Genomic DNA, 18960 nt, shown 5'->3' on the forward strand with positions numbered 1-18960 from the left:
AATGGATCTAGAAATCGATCAAGGTGCAGGATTCGGGTGATCCTTGTGGATCGCCTCAATCCCCTCCAGCACTTCATCCGACAGCTTCAAGTCGAAGCTGGCAATGTTGCTGTCCAATTGCTCCATTGTCGTCGCGCCAATGATGTTGCTGGTCACAAACGGCTGCTGAGTGACAAACGCCAACGCCATTTGCGCCGGGTCCAGGCCGTGTTCCCGCGCCAATGCCACATAACGACTGCATGCGGCTTCCGACTGCGGATTGAAATAGCGGCTGAAGCGGCTGTAGAGGCTCAGGCGCCCCTTCGGCGGACGCGCGCCACCTTCGTACTTGCCCGACAGGAAGCCGAACGCCAGCGGCGAATAGGCGAGCAAGCCGCACTGTTCGCGAATGGCGATTTCCGCCAAGCCGACTTCGAAGCTGCGGTTGAGCAGGTTGTACGGGTTCTGGATCGACACCGCACGCGGCCAGCCACGGGCTTCGGCCAGGGCCAGGAAGCGCATGGTGCCCCACGGCGTCTCGTTGGACAGGCCGATGTGGCGGATCTTGCCGGCCTTGACCTGTTCGTCCAGCGCTTCGAGGGTGTCCTCAAGTGGCGTGAGATTGGCTTCGATCTTGTGTTTGTAACCGAGCTGACCGAAGAAATTGGTGCTGCGTTCCGGCCAATGCAGCTGGTAGAGGTCGATGTAGTCGGTCTGCAAGCGCTTGAGGCTGGCGTCCACGGCTTCGCTGATGTGTTGGCGGTTGTGCCGCAGGTTTTTGTCGCGAATGTAGTCAATGGTGTTGCCGGGGCCGGCGATCTTGCTGGCCAGGATCCAGTCCGCGCGATCGCCACGGCTTTTGAAGTAATTGCCGATGTAGCGCTCGGTGGTGGCGTAGGTTTCGGCCTTGGGTGGCACCGGGTACATCTCGGCGGTATCGATGAAATTGATCCCGGCGCTCTTGGCCCGTTCAATCTGGGCGAAGGCTTCAGCCTCGCTGTTTTGCTCGCCCCAGGTCATGGTTCCGAGGCAGATTGCACTCACGTTCAGATTGGTTCGGCCTAGCTGGCGATAGTCCATCGGGTGCTCCCTTGGCAAAACAATCATAAAAGCAGGTTGAATTATTTTTCGCAATCTGCATAATTGCGCACCTCTTTCTGCAGTGGAAGTGATGCGCCGCCGCCGAAGAATCTTGCCGTTGAACGGACGCGCCGACCCGAGCCCCCGAAAGCGTCTGTATCCGGCTGCCTTTGACTTGTCAAAGTACGCACTATTCAGTAAGATCCGCCGTCTAATTTACAGGGCGGCCCCTGAGGCTATAAAGAATGAAAACTTTTACTGCTAAACCGGAAACAGTACAGCGCGACTGGTTTGTCGTCGACGCTGCAGGTCAGACCCTGGGTCGTCTGGCCACCGAAATCGCGAGCCGTCTGCGTGGCAAGCATAAAGCTGAGTACACTCCTCACGTTGACACCGGCGATTACATCGTCGTTATCAATGCCGAGCAGATTCGTGTAACCGGTGCTAAAACCACCGACAAAATCTACTACTCCCACTCCGGTTTCCCGGGCGGCATCAAGTCGATCAACTTCGAAAAGCTGATCGCTAAAGCCCCTGAGCGCGTGATCGAGACCGCGGTCAAAGGCATGCTGCCTAAGAACCCGCTGGGTCGCGACATGTATCGTAAGCTGAAAGTCTATGCGGGCGCTGTACACCCTCATACTGCTCAGCAGCCCCAAGAACTGAAGTTTTAACGGAATAGTTCATTATGTCGGCGACTCAAAATTACGGCACTGGCCGTCGCAAGACCGCAACCGCACGCGTTTTCCTGCGTCCGGGTACTGGTAACATCTCCATCAACAACCGCACCCTGGAAAATTTCTTCGGCCGCGAAACTGCCCGCATGGTAGTTCGTCAGCCGCTGGAACTGACTGAGACTGTCGAGAAATTCGACATCTACGTCACCGTGATCGGTGGTGGTGTAAGTGGTCAAGCTGGCGCAATCCGCCACGGTATCACTCGCGCACTGATGCAGTACGACGAAACCCTGCGTGGCGCTCTGCGCAAAGCTGGCTTCGTTACTCGCGATGCTCGTGAAGTTGAACGTAAGAAAGTTGGTCTGCGTAAAGCGCGTAAGCGTCCGCAGTACTCGAAGCGTTAATTCGCTTTCGCGTTCAAAAAGAACGCCCAGTTTCCTCGCGAAGCTGGGCGTTTTTTTATGGGCGCGATTTATTAAAGAATTGCTCTGTGACAACTTGCCACAGCCGTAGAAGCCCTATACTGCAAGGCTTGGCAGTGGAGCCCCTCGGTAATTACCTTGTCAGAATTGGGGCTTTTCATTACCATTCGGCAAAATTTTTATAAGTTCAGATTTTTACTTAGTAGATGCCTGATTTAACAGGCCACAAAGCTGATGGGAGAGGACTGAATGAGCAATGACGGCGTGAATGCAGGCCGGCGTCGCTTCTTGGTAGCAGCCACATCCGTGGTGGGTGCTGCAGGAGCGGTGGGGGCTGCGGTCCCGTTCGTGGGGTCATGGTTTCCCAGTGCCAAGGCGAAAGCCGCAGGTGCACCGGTGAAGGTGAATGTCAGCAAAATCGAGCCAGGCCAGCAGATGATTGCTGAGTGGCGTGGTCAGCCGGTGTTCATTGTCCGCCGTACCGAGGAAATCCTGGGGAATCTGAAAAAGATCGAGGGCCAGCTATCTGACCCGACCTCCAAGAACTCGACACAACCGACCTATGTCGACCCGCAAACGCGGTCGATCAAGCCAGAGGTTCTGCTGCTGATCGGTATCTGCACACACCTGGGTTGCTCGCCGACCTTCCGTCCAGAAGTGGCACCTGCGGATCTGGGCAAGGACTGGGTAGGTGGTTATTTCTGCCCTTGCCACGGTTCCCACTACGATCTGGCTGGTCGCGTCTACAAGTCGCAACCTGCGCCTTTGAACCTGCCAGTTCCCCCGCATTCCTATGAGACCGATGACATCATTGTCATTGGCGTCGATACGGAGAAAGCGTGATGAGCAAGTTCATGGATTGGGTTGATGCGCGCTTTCCCGCGACCAAAATGTGGGAAGACCATCTCAGCAAGTACTACGCCCCGAAGAACTTCAACTTCTTCTATTTCTTTGGCTCCCTTGCATTGCTCGTTCTGGTCAACCAGATCGTTACCGGTGTCTGGCTGACCATGAGCTACACCCCGTCGGCAGAAGAAGCGTTTGCTTCCGTCGAATACATCATGCGCGACGTCGAGTACGGCTCGATCCTGCGTCTGCTGCACTCCACCGGCGCCTCGGCGTTCTTCATCGTGGTCTATCTGCACATGTTCCGTGGCTTGCTCTACGGTTCGTACCAGAAGCCGCGTGAGCTGGTGTGGGTCTTCGGCATGCTGATCTACCTGGCGCTGATGGCTGAAGCCTTCATGGGTTACCTGCTGCCGTGGGGCCAGATGTCCTACTGGGGTGCCCAGGTGATCATCTCGCTGTTCGGTGCGATCCCGGTCATCGGCAACGATCTGACCCAGTGGATCCGTGGTGACTACCTGATTTCCGGTATCACCCTGAACCGCTTCTTCGCCCTGCACGTTGTTGCCTTGCCGATCGTGATTCTCGGTCTGGTGGTGCTGCACGTTCTGGCGCTGCACGAAGTCGGTTCGAACAACCCGGACGGCGTGGACATCAAGAAATTCAAAGACGAAAACGGGGTACCGCTGGACGGCATTGCCTTCCATCCGTATTACACCGTGAAAGATATCGTCGGCGTGGTGGTGTTCCTGTTCATCTTCTGCTCGATCGTGTTCTTCTTCCCGGAAATGGGCGGCTACTTCCTCGAGAAGCCGAACTTTGAAGTGGCGAACGCCTTCAAGACCCCGGAGCACATCGCTCCGGTCTGGTACTTCACGCCGTTCTACGCGATTCTGCGGGCGATTCCGGACAAGCTCCTGGGCGTTATCGCCATGGGCGCCGCCATCGCTGTGCTGTTCGTCCTGCCATGGCTGGATCGCAGCCCGGTCAAGTCGATGCGCTACAAAGGCTGGCTGAGCAAGATCTGGCTCTGGGTGTTCTGCATCTCGTTCGTGATCCTGGGCGTGCTGGGCGTATTGGCCCCAACCCCTGAGCGGACGTTGCTGTCGCAGGTATGTACCTTCCTGTACTTCGCCTACTTCATTCTGATGCCGTTCTACACCAGGCTCGAGAAGACCAAACCGGTTCCGGAAAGGGTGACTGGCTGATGAAAAAGCTATTTGCTGTACTGATTCTTGCTGCTTTGCCTGTGCTGTCCTTCGCGGCCGAACACGGTGGTCCTGAGCTGGAAAAAGTCGACATTGACGTTGCCGACAAGGCTGCAATGCAGGATGGTGCGCGTACATTCGCCAACTACTGCATGGGCTGCCACAGCGCCAAGTTCCAGCGTTACGAGCGTGTCGCCGATGATCTGGGCATTCCGCACGACCTGATGCTCTCGAAGCTGGTGTTCACCGGCGCCAAGATCGGCGACCACATGAGCGTCGGCATGCAGCCGGCTGACGCCAAGACCTGGTTCGGTGCGGCACCGCCGGACCTGACCCTGGTCGCCCGCGTTCGTGGTACTGACTGGCTCTACGGTTACCTGAAATCCTTCTATGAAGACCCGTCGCGTCCTTGGGGCGTGAACAACAAGGTGTTCCCGAACGTCGGGATGCCTAACGTTCTGGTCGGCCTGCAGGGGCGTCAGGTGGTAGGCTGTAAACAAGTTCAAATCGTCGAAGACGGCAAGAAGCAATACGATCCGCTGACCGGCACGGCTTTGACTCATGAAGCCTGCGACCAGCTGACCATACTGCCGAAAACCGGCACGCTGAACGAAGAGCAGTTCGACGAGAAGGTCAAGAATCTGGTGACCTTCCTGGCCTACTCGGCCAACCCGGTGAAGCTGCAGCATCAGCGCATCGGTACCTATGTGTTGCTGTACCTGGCGTTCTTCTTCGTATTCGCTTACTTGCTCAAGCGTGAATACTGGAAAGACGTCCATTGATAAAGCTGTAAGCAATTGCTGTTAATCGCGCGCGCCCAAGGGCGTCTCTGAAGGTGTAACGAGCCTGGTGAACCAGGCGTTACGGGAGGCGCCCTCTGGGCGCGTGCGTTTTTCCGCTTCCGATAATTTCAACAAGCGAGGAGGACCGCCATGGGCGTGACCAATCGGTTGGCCTGTTACTCCGACCCCGCCGACCACTATTCCCACCGAGTGCGTATCGTACTTGCAGAGAAGGGTGTCAGCGCCGAGATCATTTACGTGGAAGCTGGTCGCCAGCCGCCTAAACTGATTGAAGTGAACCCTTACGGCAGCCTGCCCACCCTGGTCGATCGTGACCTGGCGTTGTGGGAGTCGACCGTGGTGATGGAATATCTGGATGAGCGTTACCCGCACCCGCCGTTACTGCCGGTTTATCCTGTGGCGCGTGCCAACAGCCGTCTGCTGATTCATCGTATTCAGCGTGACTGGTGTGGTCTGGTGGATCTGATCCTGGATTCGCGGACCAAGGAAGCAGCCCGTGTCGTGGCTCGTAAAGAGCTGCGCGAAAGCCTGACCGGCGTGTCGCCGTTGTTCGCCGACAAGCCGTTTTTCCTCAGCGAGGAACAAAGTCTGGTGGATTGCTGCCTATTGCCAATACTCTGGCGATTGCCGATTTTGGGTATTGAACTGCCGCGGCCTGCCAAGCCGCTGCTTGATTATATGGAGCGCTCGTTTGCGCGTGAGGCTTTCCAGGCGAGTCTGTCTGGCGTCGAACGCGATATGCGCTAAGGCTTAAGGAGCCGCTATGAACTCCAGTCGACCTTATCTGGTCCGCGCGCTCTACGAGTGGATTGTGGACAACGATTGCACCCCGCACATGCTGGTCAATTCCGAGTATCCGTCGGTGCAGGTGCCTCAGGGTTTTGCCAGTGACGGACAGATTGTCCTGAACGTATCACCGGCAGCCGTGCGTCATCTGCACATGGACAACGAAGCGGTCAGCTTCGAAGGGCGCTTCGGTGGCGTGCCGCACACCCTGTACGTGCCTATCGCATCGATCCTGGGCATTTACGCTCGGGAGAACGGTCAGGGCATGGTGTTCGATCTGGAATCGCCTTTGGAAGACGAGGAAGAGATCGAGCCGGATGATGATATTCCGCCACCCGACAGCGAGCCGCCGCGTCCCAGCGGTCGACCCAGTTTGAAAGTGGTGAAGTAATAAAAAAGGCGATCCGGATGGATCGCCTTTTTTATTACTTGTAGGAGCCAGGCTTGCCGGCGAAGGCGTCCTTGAAATCGCCTTCGCCGGCAAGCCGTGCTCCTACAGGAGAGAGATATCAGTCGATGTATTCAAACAGCTTCACGATCTTCTGCACGCCGGAAACGCCTTGCACCAGGTTGGTGGCCTGAGCGGCTTCCTGTTTGGTCAGCAGGCCCAGCAGGTAGACGATGCCGTTCTCGGTAACAACCTTGATGCGCGAGCCAGGGATGTTCGGGTCGGTGAGCATCTGGGTCTTGATCTTGGAAGTCAGCCAAGTGTCGTTCTGGCGGGCAAGGAAGCCGGAGGGTGGCAGGACCTGCAGTTCGTTGTGAACCGTCTTCACCCGCTGAACTGCAGCAGCAGCCTGTTCGGCCTTGGCCTTGAGGTCTGCTCGCGGGGTTTGCCCGGCGAGCAGCACAACACCGTTGAAGCTCGTGACGACGATGTGCGAATCGTTGTCCAGGGCCGGGTCGGCCTTGGCGATGTTCACGCCGACCTTGGTGTCGATCAGAGAGTCGTCGATCTTGCTGCCGAAGGTGCGGGTGCCGCGGTCATCTTCAATCGGCGCTTCACGGCTGGCGTTAACCACCGAGGTGCAGCCGCTGATGCCAAGGCACAGGGTCAAGGCCAGAAGGCCTAGGCGATTAGGGGTCATTCTTCACTCCCGAACAGTTGGCTGTCGATCAAATCGCAAAGGCAATGGATCGCCAGCAGGTGGACTTCCTGAATACGTGCGGTGACGTTGGCCGGTACGCGAATCTCGACGTCCTCGGGCAATAGCAGCGATGCCATGCCGCCGCCATCGCGACCGGTCAATGCTACGACAATCATTTCGCGATCATGTGCGGCCTGGATCGCTTGAATTATGTTCGCCGAGTTGCCGCTGGTGGAAATCGCCAGCAATACGTCACCCGGCTGGCCGAGGGCGCGGATCTGTTTGGAGAAGATTTCGTTGTAGCTGTAGTCGTTGGCGATCGAGGTGATCGTCGAGCTGTCGGTGGTCAGCGCGATGGCTGGCAGACTCGGACGTTCGCGCTCGAAGCGATTGAGCAGCTCGGACGAGAAGTGCTGGGCATCACCGGCAGAGCCGCCATTGCCGCAGGACAGCATTTTGCCTTCGTTGAGCAGGGCGTTGACCATCACCTGGCTGGCTTGCTCGATGTGCGGTGCAAGTACGTCCATCGCCATTTGCTTGGTGTCGATACTGGCCTGAAAAAGCTGGCGAATTCGGGATTGCATGTCCATCTGTGTGACCTTAATTAGCGCGGCTACTCGGCACATGAATGTGCAGCCCGCAAAGCAAAGAGCAAAAGTGTTGGGTGAAAGTGTCCGGTTCGGAACGTACGCGATCAGCTGTCGAAGGCATTCTGCAACCAGTTCAACTGATCGAGGTTGCTGTCGATGGCAACCACGTCGAAACGGCAAGGGGAATTGGCCCAACGCGACTCGCGCTGAAGAAAATACTGCGCGGCAACTATCAGTTTCTGCCGTTTGCGCTCATCGATGCTATCGAGCGCGCCACCCCATTGAGTGTTTTTTCTGTAGCGGACTTCGACGAATACTACTGTATCGCCATCAAGCATGACCAGATCAAGCTCACCGCGTTTACACAACCAGTTCTGCGCCAGCAGGCGCAGACCCTGTTGTTGAAGATGCTCGAGCGCATGACGCTCGGCATCTTTACCGCTTTGCTGGCGTGACCTGTCGGGCATCAGTGCGGGGTATCCGGCAGGCGTTGAACCTGGCCGTTGGCGAACTGGGCCCACGGCAACTGACGCACGACGCGTTGGTTTGCAGTCATGCCAAGGCTGCCTGATTGACCTTCGATGCGGCTGTCCGGCAAAGCCTTGAGTTGCCCCAGGCGTGGTGCCAGGCGATAGGCGTCGACACCCATCGCGTACAGGCGGCCCAGGCTGCCAGCAGCTTGTGGCCATTGAGCCGTCACTTGTTTGCGCAGTGGGTCGTTGGGCTCCAGCAACCATGGGGTTTCGCAGAAGCGAATACCGTTCATGTCGTTGTACTGATTCACGTCACCGCTGGCGCTGAACACGTGGGAGGTGGCGTAAACCGGCACGTCGCCGGCGTACTGGAAGTTCAGGGTCGGTTTGATCTGCTGGGCTTGCTGAGGTGTTGCGGCCAGGAAGATGAACTCGATGTCCTGGCGACGCGAAGGCTGTGCGGCTACCTGCGAGCCAACGGTGCTTTGCAAAGTCTTGGCACGACCTTCGCTCTGACGCAGCTGGAACATGTCGGCAATCTGCTGGGCCAGTTGAACCGGCTGGTCGACCCGTTCGGTAGCGACGATGCTGCCACCGTTGGCTTGCCAATCCTGGCTGAACGCTCTCAGCACTCGATCGCCCCATTCGCCTTTTGGCACCATGATGGCTGCGCGATGCAGGCCATCGGCGCGAGCACGACGCGACACTTCGCGGGCTTCGTCTTCAGCAGCAAGGCCAAACTGGAACAGCTGGGCCGGACCTTGTTCGCCTTCGCTGTAATTCAGCGCCAGGGTGGTGATTGGCAGTTGTGGACGAGCGCTGAGCTGTTTGACCAGCGGCTTTTCCAATGGGCCGACGACCAGTTGCACGCCATCGGCCTGTGCCTTGCGATAAAACTCATCCATGGACGTCAGGCGCGAGCTGTCATAGAACTCGATGGCTGGCGGCTTCTGCCCGGCTTGTTGCGCCTGGTAGTGAGCGGCCATGAAGCCTTCGCGCAGTGCTTTGCCGACCGACGCCAGCGGGCCGTCTTGCGGCAGCAGCAGGGCGATTTTCCCCAAGGGCTGGCTGGCCAGTTCCTTGAGTTTGGTCAGTGGCAGCGGCAATTGAAGAGCGGCCGGGTGCTTTGGATTCTGCGCGCGCCAGTTGTCGATCGCGGCTTGCTGCTGTTCCAGGGTACCGGCGGTTTTTACCGCCAGCGCCAGGCCCATCCAGCCGCCGAGATCGTCGGTGGCGGTCGGCTGCAATTGATCGGTTGGCAACGAAGCGATCAGGGTCCAGATCGCTTCGTGGTTTTTGCTGGCGGCTTCACCTTCAAGCATTGGCGCGATGAAGATCCGCTCCCGTGCGGCAGCCAGGGTCTGGCCGTCGGCTTCAAGGGCGCGGGCATGAACGGTGCCGGTGCGAACCTGTTGCTCGACCGGCAGTTCGCTCAGGCGTTGCAGGCTCGGATGACTCAAGGCCGTCAGCGCCGCTTTGGGCTGATTGCGAACCATGGCCAATTCAGCCGCCAGGGTGCTGGCGAAAACCTGTTGGCCAGGTTTGAGTTGTTCGACGGGGACTTGTTGCAGGATTTGCGCGGACTGGCCGGCATTCCCCTGACGATAAGCCAGGTCAGCCGCGCTCAGGCGCAACAGGGCGGCTTTTTCCGGGTCTTTGCTTTGGGCTGCCTGTGCGAGCAATTGCTCGATACTGGCATCCGGGGTCCGTGGAAGTTCGCCAAGGCTGGAGGAGGGCGAGCTGGCGCAAGCCGCCAGCAAGGCAGCGAGGCAGAGGGCAGTGAACAGCCGCAGGCAAGCGATCATGTAGTGTTCCTGATACTCGATCAAATTAGCGTGGAATTGTACCCAAGCACTGGCCGGGGCGCGATGTTACTGGCGTGAATCGATCAATTTAGCTCGTGCAAATGTTGCGGCACTGCACAAAGGGCTGCAAAACCGAGGGCTGCTTGCGCGTATCGCGAGCGTCACGACGCGCTACAATGGCGGCTTTTACCGATCATGAGGTGTGCGCTTTGACTGCTCCAGGTGCTTTGAATTCCGCTGCTGGCTCGCTTTATGTGGTGGCGACGCCCATCGGCAACCTGGACGATATCAGTGCGCGTGCGCTGAAGATCCTGCGCGAGGTCGCCCTGATCGCTGCCGAAGATACCCGCCACTCCCAGCGATTGATGCAGCATTTCGGCATTCCAACACCGTTGGCGGCCTGTCATGAACACAATGAGCGGGATGAAGGTAGCCGCTTTATCACCCGCTTGCTCGCCGGCGACGATGTGGCGCTGATTTCCGATGCCGGCACGCCGTTGATTTCCGATCCGGGTTATCACCTCGTGCGTCAGGCCCGTGCCGCCGGGATCAACGTGGTGCCGGTTCCGGGCGCCTGCGCGCTGATCGCGGCGTTGTCGGCGGCGGGGCTGCCGTCGGACCGTTTCATCTTCGAAGGCTTCCTGCCGGCCAAGGCTGTCGGTCGGCGCGCTCGTCTTGAGCTGGTAAAGGAAGAGCCACGCACGCTGATCTTTTATGAAGCCCCGCACCGGATCCTTGAGTGCCTGCAAGACATGGAGCTGGTATTTGGCGGCGAGCGTCCAGCGTTACTGGCGCGCGAGCTGACCAAGACTTTCGAAACCCTTAAAGGCTTGCCGCTGGCCGAGTTACGCGAGTTCGTCGAGTCGGACAGCAATCAGCAGCGCGGCGAGTGCGTGGTATTGGTGGCGGGTTGGTCTGCCCCCGAGACCGAGGACGCTGTCAGCAGCGAAGCGATGCGCGTTCTGAATCTGTTGCTTGAAGAAATGCCGCTCAAGCGTGCCGCAGCCTTGGCGGCGCAAATTACCGGGGAGCGTAAAAATGTTCTCTACCAGGTTGCGCTGGACAAACAGAAGGGCGAGTAAAACCCGACGTGCAGGAGTGGCCAAAGGCGTTTAGCACTTGTTCTTCAGCCGCTCTGCCGTTAACCTTTGCGGCGGAGAGTCGATCGGACAGTCGCTGCCCTCTATGAAAATTAGGGGGGGGAGGAAAGTCCGGGCTCCATAGGGCGAAGTGCCAGGTAATGCCTGGGAGGCGTGAGCCTACGGAAAGTGCCACAGAAAATAACCGCCTAAGCGCTTCGGCGCCGGTAAGGGTGAAAAGGTGCGGTAAGAGCGCACCGCACGTCTGGCAACAGTTCGTGGCTAGGTAAACCCCACTTGGAGCAAGACCAAATAGGGTCCCAAGGCGTGGCCCGCGCTGGGACCGGGTAGGTTGCTAAAGATGTCCAGTGATGGCCATCGTAGACGAATGACTGTTCAAGACAGAACCCGGCTTACAGATCGACTCTCCACCTTTTTCTCTCCTCTGCTTAAATCATTGAGCAGGGTGCTGGTGATGGCAATTTCCCTCCTTACACAATCGTCGGCAGAAACACTTTCGTAATACCGAAAAAATCTTACTCTTAATAAATTACTTTAACTTTCGAGCGCAGCCATCAGTGCTGGTTCAAGTTATTGATCTTGATGACACATCTGATTCTCCTTCCCCCCCCTAATACGCTCCTAAATCTCCGTTCTGTAAGGCTTTTCCTTTAATCCGCGCCTTGACGGTGCGGTGGCCGCATTCCTATAGTGTGCACAAGTGGCGGAAAGTGGCATGAAGTGGGGTTTTTGAACTCAAAACGCTAAAATTTGGAGAACGCTGTCGTGTTTCGCGGAGCTAACGCTATCAGTCTCGACGCAAAGGGCCGTCTCGCCATGCCGAGCCGGTACCGTGACGAGCTCGTTTCGCGTAGTTCCGGTCAGTTAATCGTCACAATTGATGCCGTTGATCCGTGTTTGTGTGTTTACCCCCTCGATGAGTGGGAAATTATTGAAACCAAACTGCGCGCACTGCCTTCGCTTCGCGAAGAGAACCGCCGCCTGCAACGTTTACTGATTGGTAATGCCGTCGACCTCGAGCTCGATGGCAGTGGTCGTTTTCTGGTTCCGCCGCGTCTTCGTGAATATGCCAAGTTGGATAAGCGCGCGATGTTGGTAGGCCAACTGAACAAGTTCCAATTGTGGGACGAGGATGCCTGGGATGCGGTTTCTGCCGCTGACCTGGCTGCTATTCAACAACCGGGCGCCATGCCTGATGAACTGCGTGATTTGATCCTGTGACTATTGATAGCGGCTTTAACCACATCACCGTACTGCTTGACGAAGCCGTGGAGGCTCTCGCCGTACGCCCTGATGGCTGCTATCTGGACGGTACGTTCGGGCGCGGCGGACACAGCAGGTTGATCTTAAGCCAGCTCGGTCCCGATGGCCGGGTACTCGGATTCGATAAAGATCCTCAAGCGATTGCCACCGGGCAAACGCTAGCGGCCGAAGACGGCCGCTTTGTCGTTGTACAGCGCAGCTTTGCCGAGCTCGGTTCGGAAGTCGCCGAACGGGGTCTGGACGGCAAGGTCAGTGGCGTTTTGCTCGACCTCGGCGTGTCTTCGCCGCAGCTCGACGACCCTGAGCGCGGCTTTAGTTTCCTCAATGATGGCCCGCTGGACATGCGCATGGACCCATCCCGCGGGATCAGCGCTGCCGAATTCGTCAACACCGCCCCGGTGGAAGAAATCGCCCGGGTGTTCAAGGAATATGGCGAAGAACGTTTCTCCGGTCGCATGGCCCGTGCCGTGGCCGAGCGTCGCGACATCAAGCCGTTCGAGCGCACTGCCGATCTGGCTGAAGTCCTGAAAGTTGCCAACCCGGCGTGGGAAAAGGGCAAGAATCCGGCGACCCGTGCGTTCCAGGGCTTGCGTATTCACGTCAACAACGAACTGGGCGATCTGCAAACCGGCCTCGAAGCCGCGCTGGAATGCCTTGAAATCGGCGGCCGTCTGGTCGTCATCAGCTTCCACTCGCTGGAAGACCGCATCGTCAAACTGTTCATGCGCAAACTGGTGAAAGGCGAAGCCGACAACCTGCCGCGCAACCTGCCGGTCCGTCACGTTGCCTTCGAACCGATCATCAAAATCCATGGCAAAGCGCAGTCCGCCTCCGAGGCCGAACTCAAAGCCAACCCACGTTCCCGTAGCGCCGTCATGCGCGTCGCGGAGAAGCTGCGGTGAGCAAGCTTTTCGCCAAGCCACTTCCCGGCGGAAGCTTTTTCATGCTGCTGCTGTTTATTGGCGTGCTCGTGTCGGCCATCGGCGTTTCCTACAGCGCCCACTGGAACCGTCAGCTGTTGAATTCGCTGTACAACGAATTGAGCGTGCGTGACAAGGCGCAAGCGGAGTGGGGCCGTTTGATTCTCGAACAGAGCACCTGGACCGCCCACAGCCGTATCGAAGTCCTGGCGACCGAGCAACTGAAGATGCGTATTCCTGGCGCAGCTGAAGTGCAGATGGTGGCGCCATGATGAAACTCGAGGGCGCACTCTTTCCGTGGCGATTCCGCCTGGTGCTGGGTTTGCTCGGCGTTATGGTTGCGGCGATTGCCTGGCGCATTATCGACCTGCAAGTGGTTGACCGTGCCTTCCTTAAAGGTCAGGGCGATGCGCGCAGCGTTCGTCATATTCCGATTCCGGCTCACCGTGGTCTGATCACTGATCGTAACGGCGAGCCTTTGGCCGTCAGTACGCCGGTCACCACGTTGTGGGCCAACGCCAAGGAAATGCAGCTGGCCAAAGAGAAGTGGCCTGCACTGGCGGCTGCTCTGGGCCAGGACCCGAAAGCCCTGACCGAGCGTCTCGAGGCTCAAGCCAATAAAGAATTCATTTACCTGGTGCGCGGGCTGACTCCCGAGCAGGGCCAGTCCGTGCTCGATCTGAAAGTGCCGGGCGTTTATGGCATCGAAGAATTTCGGCGTTTCTACCCGGCCGGCGAAGTCACTGCTCACATGGTCGGTTTTACCGACATCGATGACCACGGTCGTGAAGGTGTCGAGCTGGCCTACGACGAATGGCTGGCCGGGGTCGCCGGCAAGCGACAGGTCATCAAGGATCGGCGTGGCCGACTTATCAAGGATGTTCAGGTCACCAAAAACGCCAAGGCCGGAAAGCCCTTGGCGTTGTCCATTGATCTGCGCCTGCAATACCTGGCCAACCGCGAACTGCGTAACGCGATCATCGAGAACGGCGCCAAGGCTGGCAGCCTGGTGATCATGGACGTGAAGACCGGCGAGATCCTCGCCATGGTCAACCAGCCGACCTACAACCCGAACAACCGTCGCAACCTGCAACCGGCGATGATGCGTAACCGCGCGATGATCGACGTGTTCGAACCGGGTTCGACCATGAAAGCGATTTCCATGAGCGCCGCGATTGAAACCGGGCGCTGGAAGCCGAGCGACACCGTCGAGGTGTATCCGGGCAGCTTGCAGATTGGTAAATACACCATCAAGGACGTCTCCAAGACCGAAGGCCCGGTGCTCGACCTGACCGGCATCCTGATCAACTCCAGTAACGTCGGCATGAGTAAGGTCGCCTTCGATATCGGCGGCGAAACGATTTTCCGTCTGGCGCAAAAAGTCGGCCTCGGCCAGGACACGGGTCTGGGCTTCCCGGGCGAGCGCGTCGGCAACCTGCCGAACTACCGCGAATGGCGCAAGGCTGAAACCGCCACCCTGTCCTACGGCTACGGTATCTCCGTGACCGCGATCCAGTTGGTTCACGCCTTTTCGGCCCTGGCCAATAACGGTCGCCTCGCGCCGTTGACCCTGATCAAAACCGACAAGCCACCGCAAACCACACAGGTATTGCCCGAAGCGGTCGCGAAAACCATGCAAGGCATGCTGACCCAAGTGATCGAAGCCCCGCGTGGTGTGTTCCGTGCGCAGGTGCCGGCCTATCACGTGGCCGGCAAGTCGGGTACTGCGCGCAAGACGTCGGTGGGCACCAAAGGCTACGCCGAGAATTCCTACCGTTCGCTGTTCGCAGGCTTCGGCCCGATGAGCGATCCGCGTTACGCAATCGTGGTGGTGATTGATGAGCCGACCAAGGCCGGTTACTTCGGTGGTCTGGTCTCGGCTCCGGTGTTCAGCAAAGTGATGTCCGGGACCCTGCGCCTGATGAACATTACTCCGGACAACCTGCCACCTACTCAACAAGCGAACGCAGTACCGGTCGTTCCGCTGAAAGCCAATGGAGGGCGCGGCTGATGTCTCTGAGCCTGAACAAGATTTTCGCCCACGCCGGCCGCGATCTGTTGATCCGCGAACTGACCCTGGACAGCCGCAACGTGCGGGCTGGCGATCTGTTTCTCGCCGTCCCTGGTGGCAAATTCGACGGTCGTGCGCACATTGCCGACGCCTTGCAACGCGGCGCTGCCGCTGTGGCGTATGAAGTTGAAGGCGCGACCGTATTGCCGATTACCGATGTGCCGTTGATTCCGGTCAAAGGCCTGGCGGCGCAGTTGTCGGACATCGCCGGGCGCTTTTATGGCGACCCGAGCCGTCACCTGAACCTGATCGGCGTGACCGGCACCAACGGCAAAACCAGCGTGACTCAGTTGGTTGCCCAGGCGCTCGACCTGCTCGGCCAGCACTGCGGCATCGTCGGCACGTTGGGTACCGGTTTTTACGGCGCGCTCGAAAGCGGCTTGCACACCACGCCGAACCCGATCGCCGTGCAGGCGACCCTTGCTGACCTGAAAAAGGCCGGCGCCAAAGCGGTCGCCATGGAAGTCTCCTCTCACGGTCTGGACCAGGGCCGCGTGACCGCACTGGCGTTTGATGTGGCGGTGATGACCAACCTGTCCCGCGATCACCTGGATTACCACGGCACCATGCAAGCCTACGGCGACGCCAAGGCCAAGCTGTTTGCCTGGAATGATTTGAAGTGCCGGGTGGTCAACCTCGACGACGATTTCGGCCGGCAACTGGCTGCGGATAAACTCGAATCGCGCTTGATCACCTACAGCCTGGAAAATGCCAGCGCTTACCTTTATTGCCGTGAAGCGCAGTTCGATGACGAAGGCGTGCGCGCCACGTTGGTCACGCCTCAGGGCGAGCATCATCTGCGCAGCACCTTGCTCGGTCGCTTCAACCTGAGCAACGTGCTGGCCGCGGTCGGCGCTTTGCTCGGTCTGGACTATGCGCTGGACGAAATCCTCAAGGTCCTGCCGAAACTCGAAGGCCCGGCCGGACGCATGCAGCGCCTTGGCGGTGGCACTCAGCCGCTGGTCGTGGTCGATTACGCCCACACGCCGGATGCGCTGGAAAAAGTCTTGATGGCCCTGCGTCCTCACGCCAAAGGCCGTTTGCTGTGCTTGTTCGGTTGCGGCGGAGATCGCGATCGCGGCAAGCGTCCGCTGATGGCCGAAGTGGTCGAGCGCCTGGCTGACGGCGTGCTGGTGACCGATGACAACCCGCGTACCGAAGACCCGGCAGTGATCTTCGACGACATCCGCGCCGGTTTCAAGGCTGTGGATACAGTCACCTTCGTCGCTGGCCGTGGCCAGGCGATTGCCCAATTGATCGCCAGCGCTTCGGCGGATGACGTGATTGTCCTGGCCGGTAAAGGTCACGAGGACTATCAGGAAATCAACGGCCAGCGTCACGATTTCTCCGACCTGGTCGAAGCTGATCACGCCCTCACCGCGTGGGAGGTGGCTCATGCTTAAAGCCTTGAAATTGAGCGAACTGACCGGCGCGCTGAATGCCCGCTTGATCACTGCCGATGCCAACTTCGACGGTGTCAGCATCGACAGTCGTGCGATCAAACCAGGCCAACTCTTTATTGCCCTGACCGGTCCGCGTTTCGATGGTCATGACTATCTTAATGACGTTGCCGCAAAAGGCGCCGTAGCGGCGCTGGTCGAGCGCGAAGTCATCGACAGCACACTGCCGCAATTGCTGGTCAAAGATACCCGCCAGGCCCTCGGTCAACTGGGCGCGATGAACCGTGCTGCTTATACCCACCCGGTCGCGGCCATCACTGGCTCCAGCGGCAAAACCACGGTCAAGGAAATGCTCGCGAGCATCCTGCGCACCCGTGGTCCGGTGCTGGCGACCCGTGGCAACCTGAACAATGACCTCGGCGTTCCGCTGACCCTGCTCGAACTCGCGCCGGAACATACCGCCGCAGTCATCGAACTCGGTGCTTCGCGACTCGGCGAAATTGCCTACACCGTCGGCATGACCAAGCCTCATGTGGCCGTGCTCAACAACGCCGGGACCGCCCACGTCGGTGAGTTCGGCGGGCCGGAAAAAATCGTTGAAGCCAAGGGCGAGATTATTGAAGGGCTGGATGCCGATGGCGTCGCCGTTCTCAATCTTGACGACAAGGCGTTCAACATCTGGAAGACCCGCGCTGCCGGTCGCAAGGTCCTGACCTTCGCCCTGAGCAATGTCAGCGCCGATTTCTACGCCAGCGATCTGGACCGTGACGCTCGCGGTTGCCCGGCGTTCAACCTGCACAGTCCTGAAGGTGTGGCGCGCGTTCAACTGAACCTGCTCGGCACCCATAACGTCGCCAATGCCATGGCCGCCGCCGCTGCCGCGCATGCCTTGGGCGTGTCGCTGTTCGGCATCGCCACCGGCCTCGGCGCGGTGCAACCGGTCAAGGGTCGCACCGTCGCGCAACTGGCCACCAATGGCATGCGCGTGATCGATGACACGTACAACGCGAACCCCACCTCGATGTGCGCCGCCGTTGATATACTCGCCGGCTTTTCCGGCCGCACCGTTCTGGTGCTAGGAGATATCGGCGAGCTGGGCGATTGGGCGGAGCAGGGGCACCGCGATGTGGGCGAGTACGCCCGCGGCAAGGTTTGCGCGCTATACGCCGTCGGGCCAATGATGGCTCACGCCGTGAACGCTTTCGGTCCACAGGCTTTTCACTTTGCCACTCAGGCTGAGCTGATCAAGGCCCTAAGCGCCGAGCAAGACACAAACACCACCATTTTGATCAAGGGCTCGCGCAGCGCTGCGATGGAAAACATCGTCGCCGCTTTGTGCGGGACCAGCCTGGAGAAACATTAATGCTGCTGCTGCTAGCGGAGTACCTACAACAGTTCTACAAAGGCTTCGCGGTCTTTCAGTACCTGACCCTGCGCGGGATTCTCGGTGTGCTGACCGCGTTGGTTTTGTCGCTGTGCTATGGCCCGTGGATGATCCGCACTTTGCAGAACCGTCAGATCGGTCAATCCGTTCGTAACGACGGTCCACAATCGCACCTGTCCAAGTCGGGCACCCCGACCATGGGCGGCGCGCTGATTCTTTCGTCCATCGGCGTCAGCACTTTGCTTTGGGCTGACCTGACCAACCGTTACGTGTGGACCGTGCTGCTGGTGACCTTGTTGTTCGGCGCCATCGGCTGGGTCGACGACTACCGCAAAGTGATCGAGAAGAATTCCCGTGGCTTGCCGAGCCGCTGGAAGTATTTCTGGCAATCGGTGTTCGGCCTGGGCGCGGCGATCTTCCTTTATATGACCGCAGCGACACCGGTAGAAACCACCCTGATCCTGCCGATGCTCAAGGACCACAGCGTTGCGCTGGGCGCAGGTTTCATCGTCCTGACGTACTTCGTGATCGTCGGCTCGAGCAACGCGGTCAACCTGACCGACGGCCTCGACGGTCTGGCGATCATGCCCACTGTAATGGTCGGCGGCGGGTTGGGGATCTTCTGCTACCTGTCGGGTAACGTGAAATTCGCTGAATACCTGCTGATCCCGTATGTGCCGGGCGCGGGTGAGTTGATCGTGTTCTGCGGCGCCTTGATCGGCGCAGGCCTCGGTTTCCTCTGGTTCAACACGTATCCGGCTCAGGTGTTCATGGGCGACGTCGGCGCACTGGCGCTGGGTGCGGCCCTGGGCACGATCGCGGTGATCGTCCGTCAGGAAATCGTCCTGTTCATCATGGGCGGCGTGTTCGTGATGGAGACCCTGTCAGTCGTCATTCAGGTTGCTTCCTTTAAGCTCACCGGTCGCCGTGTGTTCCGCATGGCACCGATTCACCACCACTTTGAACTCAAGGGCTGGCCCGAGCCACGTGTGATCGTCCGTTTCTGGATCATCACCGTGATTCTCGTGCTGGTTGGCCTTGCCACCCTGAAGCTGAGGTAGAACG

20 protein-coding genes and 1 other RNA gene are annotated in these 18960 nt (G+C 58.8%); 16 read left to right on the forward strand and 5 right to left on the reverse strand.

All coding sequences use genetic code 11. The features are described 5' to 3' along the window. Positions 1 to 18: 18 nt before the first annotated feature. The gene (locus ACYZT5_RS29920) at positions 19 to 1059 is read right to left on the reverse strand and encodes an NADP(H)-dependent aldo-keto reductase (protein ID WP_462048546.1); all 1041 of its coding nucleotides are present in this window, start codon (positions 1057 to 1059) and stop codon (positions 19 to 21) included. A gap of 245 nt (positions 1060 to 1304) precedes the next feature. On the opposite strand from ACYZT5_RS29920, the gene rplM reads away from it, so the two are divergent. The 7 genes from rplM (at position 1305) to ACYZT5_RS29955 (ending at position 6192) form a co-directional block, all read left to right on the forward strand. Next, on the forward strand, positions 1305 to 1733 hold the full coding sequence (gene rplM / locus ACYZT5_RS29925) for a 50S ribosomal protein L13 (RefSeq protein WP_007905295.1): 429 nt from the start codon (positions 1305 to 1307) through the stop codon (positions 1731 to 1733). 14 nt (positions 1734 to 1747) lie between these two features. Beyond that, on the forward strand, positions 1748 to 2140 hold the full coding sequence (rpsI, locus tag ACYZT5_RS29930; protein ID WP_003216038.1) for a 30S ribosomal protein S9: 393 nt from the start codon (positions 1748 to 1750) through the stop codon (positions 2138 to 2140). A 267-nt stretch (positions 2141 to 2407) separates the two neighbouring features. Next, positions 2408 to 3001: a ubiquinol-cytochrome c reductase iron-sulfur subunit gene (gene petA, locus ACYZT5_RS29935; protein WP_046053402.1), complete on the forward strand. Its 594-nt coding sequence runs from the start codon at positions 2408 to 2410 to the stop codon at positions 2999 to 3001. Beyond that, positions 3001 to 4212, forward strand: coding sequence for a cytochrome b (locus ACYZT5_RS29940; RefSeq protein ID WP_008155974.1), 1212 nt, complete (start codon positions 3001 to 3003; stop codon positions 4210 to 4212). The genes petA and ACYZT5_RS29940 overlap by 1 nt, the downstream gene beginning before the upstream one ends. After that, on the forward strand, positions 4212 to 4994 hold the full coding sequence (locus ACYZT5_RS29945; protein WP_462048547.1) for a cytochrome c1: 783 nt from the start codon (positions 4212 to 4214) through the stop codon (positions 4992 to 4994). Before ACYZT5_RS29940 ends, ACYZT5_RS29945 begins: the two co-directional genes overlap by 1 nt. Before the next feature lie 150 nt (positions 4995 to 5144). Further along, positions 5145 to 5762 (forward strand): glutathione S-transferase N-terminal domain-containing protein, encoded by a 618-nt coding sequence (locus tag ACYZT5_RS29950; RefSeq protein WP_007905304.1) that lies wholly within the window; start codon positions 5145 to 5147, stop codon positions 5760 to 5762. 16 nt (positions 5763 to 5778) lie between these two features. Then, on the forward strand, positions 5779 to 6192 hold the full coding sequence (locus ACYZT5_RS29955) for a ClpXP protease specificity-enhancing factor (RefSeq protein WP_462048548.1): 414 nt from the start codon (positions 5779 to 5781) through the stop codon (positions 6190 to 6192). A gap of 118 nt (positions 6193 to 6310) precedes the next feature. Here the strand turns inward: ACYZT5_RS29955 and ACYZT5_RS29960 are convergent, their stop codons facing one another. The 4 genes from ACYZT5_RS29960 to ACYZT5_RS29975 form a co-directional block, all read right to left on the reverse strand. Then, a complete protein-coding gene (locus ACYZT5_RS29960; protein WP_008147477.1) occupies positions 6311 to 6889 on the reverse strand; it encodes a BON domain-containing protein in 579 nt (192 codons plus the stop codon). Beyond that, complete coding sequence (locus ACYZT5_RS29965; protein ID WP_008025961.1) at positions 6886 to 7479, reverse strand: phosphoheptose isomerase; 594 nt, start codon at positions 7477 to 7479, stop codon at positions 6886 to 6888. The genes ACYZT5_RS29960 and ACYZT5_RS29965 overlap by 4 nt, the downstream gene beginning before the upstream one ends. 104 nt (positions 7480 to 7583) lie before the next feature. Next, a complete protein-coding gene (locus ACYZT5_RS29970; RefSeq protein ID WP_282481488.1) occupies positions 7584 to 7946 on the reverse strand; it encodes a YraN family protein in 363 nt (120 codons plus the stop codon). Continuing rightward, positions 7946 to 9757: a penicillin-binding protein activator gene (locus ACYZT5_RS29975; protein WP_462048549.1), complete on the reverse strand. Its 1812-nt coding sequence runs from the start codon at positions 9755 to 9757 to the stop codon at positions 7946 to 7948. The genes ACYZT5_RS29970 and ACYZT5_RS29975 overlap by 1 nt, the downstream gene beginning before the upstream one ends. A 176-nt stretch (positions 9758 to 9933) precedes the next feature. Here ACYZT5_RS29975 and rsmI point away from each other — a divergent pair, with 176 nt between their 5' ends. The 9 genes from rsmI to mraY all read left to right on the forward strand — a co-directional run bounded on the left by rsmI (position 9934) and on the right by mraY (position 18956). Next, positions 9934 to 10839, forward strand: a complete 906-nt coding sequence (rsmI, locus tag ACYZT5_RS29980; protein WP_462048551.1) for a 16S rRNA (cytidine(1402)-2'-O)-methyltransferase — start codon at positions 9934 to 9936, stop codon at positions 10837 to 10839. 75 nt (positions 10840 to 10914) lie between these two features. Next, positions 10915 to 11268: RNase P RNA component class A (gene rnpB / locus ACYZT5_RS29985), an RNA gene on the forward strand. Positions 11269 to 11622: 354 nt separating this feature from the next. After that, on the forward strand, positions 11623 to 12078 hold the full coding sequence (gene mraZ / locus ACYZT5_RS29990) for a division/cell wall cluster transcriptional repressor MraZ (RefSeq protein ID WP_008147486.1): 456 nt from the start codon (positions 11623 to 11625) through the stop codon (positions 12076 to 12078). Next, a complete protein-coding gene (gene rsmH / locus ACYZT5_RS29995) occupies positions 12075 to 13022 on the forward strand; it encodes a 16S rRNA (cytosine(1402)-N(4))-methyltransferase RsmH (protein WP_462048552.1) in 948 nt (315 codons plus the stop codon). The genes mraZ and rsmH overlap by 4 nt, the downstream gene beginning before the upstream one ends. Next, positions 13019 to 13312 carry a cell division protein FtsL gene (gene ftsL, locus ACYZT5_RS30000; RefSeq protein WP_003205353.1) on the forward strand — a complete coding sequence of 98 codons (294 nt, stop codon included), beginning with the start codon at positions 13019 to 13021 and terminating at the stop codon, positions 13310 to 13312. The genes rsmH and ftsL overlap by 4 nt, the downstream gene beginning before the upstream one ends. Further along, the gene (locus ACYZT5_RS30005) at positions 13312 to 15051 is read left to right on the forward strand and encodes a peptidoglycan D,D-transpeptidase FtsI family protein (protein WP_462052334.1); all 1740 of its coding nucleotides are present in this window, start codon (positions 13312 to 13314) and stop codon (positions 15049 to 15051) included. Before ftsL ends, ACYZT5_RS30005 begins: the two co-directional genes overlap by 1 nt. Next, the gene (locus tag ACYZT5_RS30010; RefSeq protein ID WP_462048553.1) at positions 15051 to 16514 is read left to right on the forward strand and encodes a UDP-N-acetylmuramoyl-L-alanyl-D-glutamate--2,6-diaminopimelate ligase; all 1464 of its coding nucleotides are present in this window, start codon (positions 15051 to 15053) and stop codon (positions 16512 to 16514) included. The genes ACYZT5_RS30005 and ACYZT5_RS30010 overlap by 1 nt, the downstream gene beginning before the upstream one ends. Beyond that, the gene (locus ACYZT5_RS30015; RefSeq protein WP_462048554.1) at positions 16507 to 17874 is read left to right on the forward strand and encodes a UDP-N-acetylmuramoyl-tripeptide--D-alanyl-D-alanine ligase; all 1368 of its coding nucleotides are present in this window, start codon (positions 16507 to 16509) and stop codon (positions 17872 to 17874) included. Before ACYZT5_RS30010 ends, ACYZT5_RS30015 begins: the two co-directional genes overlap by 8 nt. Next, positions 17874 to 18956 (forward strand): phospho-N-acetylmuramoyl-pentapeptide-transferase, encoded by a 1083-nt coding sequence (gene mraY, locus ACYZT5_RS30020; protein WP_462048555.1) that lies wholly within the window; start codon positions 17874 to 17876, stop codon positions 18954 to 18956. Before ACYZT5_RS30015 ends, mraY begins: the two co-directional genes overlap by 1 nt. Positions 18957 to 18960: the final 4 nt, after the last annotated feature.

This window comes from Pseudomonas sp. LB3P14 (genome assembly GCF_054898045.1).

Coding starts and splice junctions, on each gene's coding strand:
- ACYZT5_RS29920 (WP_462048546.1), bottom strand. CDS start 1,059: ATGGACTATCGCCAGCTAGGCCGAACCAATCTGAACGTGAGTGCAATC.
- rplM (WP_007905295.1), top strand. CDS start 1,305: ATGAAAACTTTTACTGCTAAACCGGAAACAGTACAGCGCGACTGGTTT.
- rpsI (WP_003216038.1), top strand. CDS start 1,748: ATGTCGGCGACTCAAAATTACGGCACTGGCCGTCGCAAGACCGCAACC.
- petA (WP_046053402.1), top strand. CDS start 2,408: ATGAGCAATGACGGCGTGAATGCAGGCCGGCGTCGCTTCTTGGTAGCA.
- ACYZT5_RS29940 (WP_008155974.1), top strand. CDS start 3,001: ATGAGCAAGTTCATGGATTGGGTTGATGCGCGCTTTCCCGCGACCAAA.
- ACYZT5_RS29945 (WP_462048547.1), top strand. CDS start 4,212: ATGAAAAAGCTATTTGCTGTACTGATTCTTGCTGCTTTGCCTGTGCTG.
- ACYZT5_RS29950 (WP_007905304.1), top strand. CDS start 5,145: ATGGGCGTGACCAATCGGTTGGCCTGTTACTCCGACCCCGCCGACCAC.
- ACYZT5_RS29955 (WP_462048548.1), top strand. CDS start 5,779: ATGAACTCCAGTCGACCTTATCTGGTCCGCGCGCTCTACGAGTGGATT.
- ACYZT5_RS29960 (WP_008147477.1), bottom strand. CDS start 6,889: ATGACCCCTAATCGCCTAGGCCTTCTGGCCTTGACCCTGTGCCTTGGC.
- ACYZT5_RS29965 (WP_008025961.1), bottom strand. CDS start 7,479: ATGGACATGCAATCCCGAATTCGCCAGCTTTTTCAGGCCAGTATCGAC.
- ACYZT5_RS29970 (WP_282481488.1), bottom strand. CDS start 7,946: ATGCCCGACAGGTCACGCCAGCAAAGCGGTAAAGATGCCGAGCGTCAT.
- ACYZT5_RS29975 (WP_462048549.1), bottom strand. CDS start 9,757: ATGATCGCTTGCCTGCGGCTGTTCACTGCCCTCTGCCTCGCTGCCTTG.
- rsmI (WP_462048551.1), top strand. CDS start 9,934: ATGGCGGCTTTTACCGATCATGAGGTGTGCGCTTTGACTGCTCCAGGT.
- ACYZT5_RS30005 (WP_462052334.1), top strand. CDS start 13,312: ATGAAACTCGAGGGCGCACTCTTTCCGTGGCGATTCCGCCTGGTGCTG.
- ACYZT5_RS30010 (WP_462048553.1), top strand. CDS start 15,051: ATGTCTCTGAGCCTGAACAAGATTTTCGCCCACGCCGGCCGCGATCTG.
- ACYZT5_RS30015 (WP_462048554.1), top strand. CDS start 16,507: ATGCTTAAAGCCTTGAAATTGAGCGAACTGACCGGCGCGCTGAATGCC.
- mraY (WP_462048555.1), top strand. CDS start 17,874: ATGCTGCTGCTGCTAGCGGAGTACCTACAACAGTTCTACAAAGGCTTC.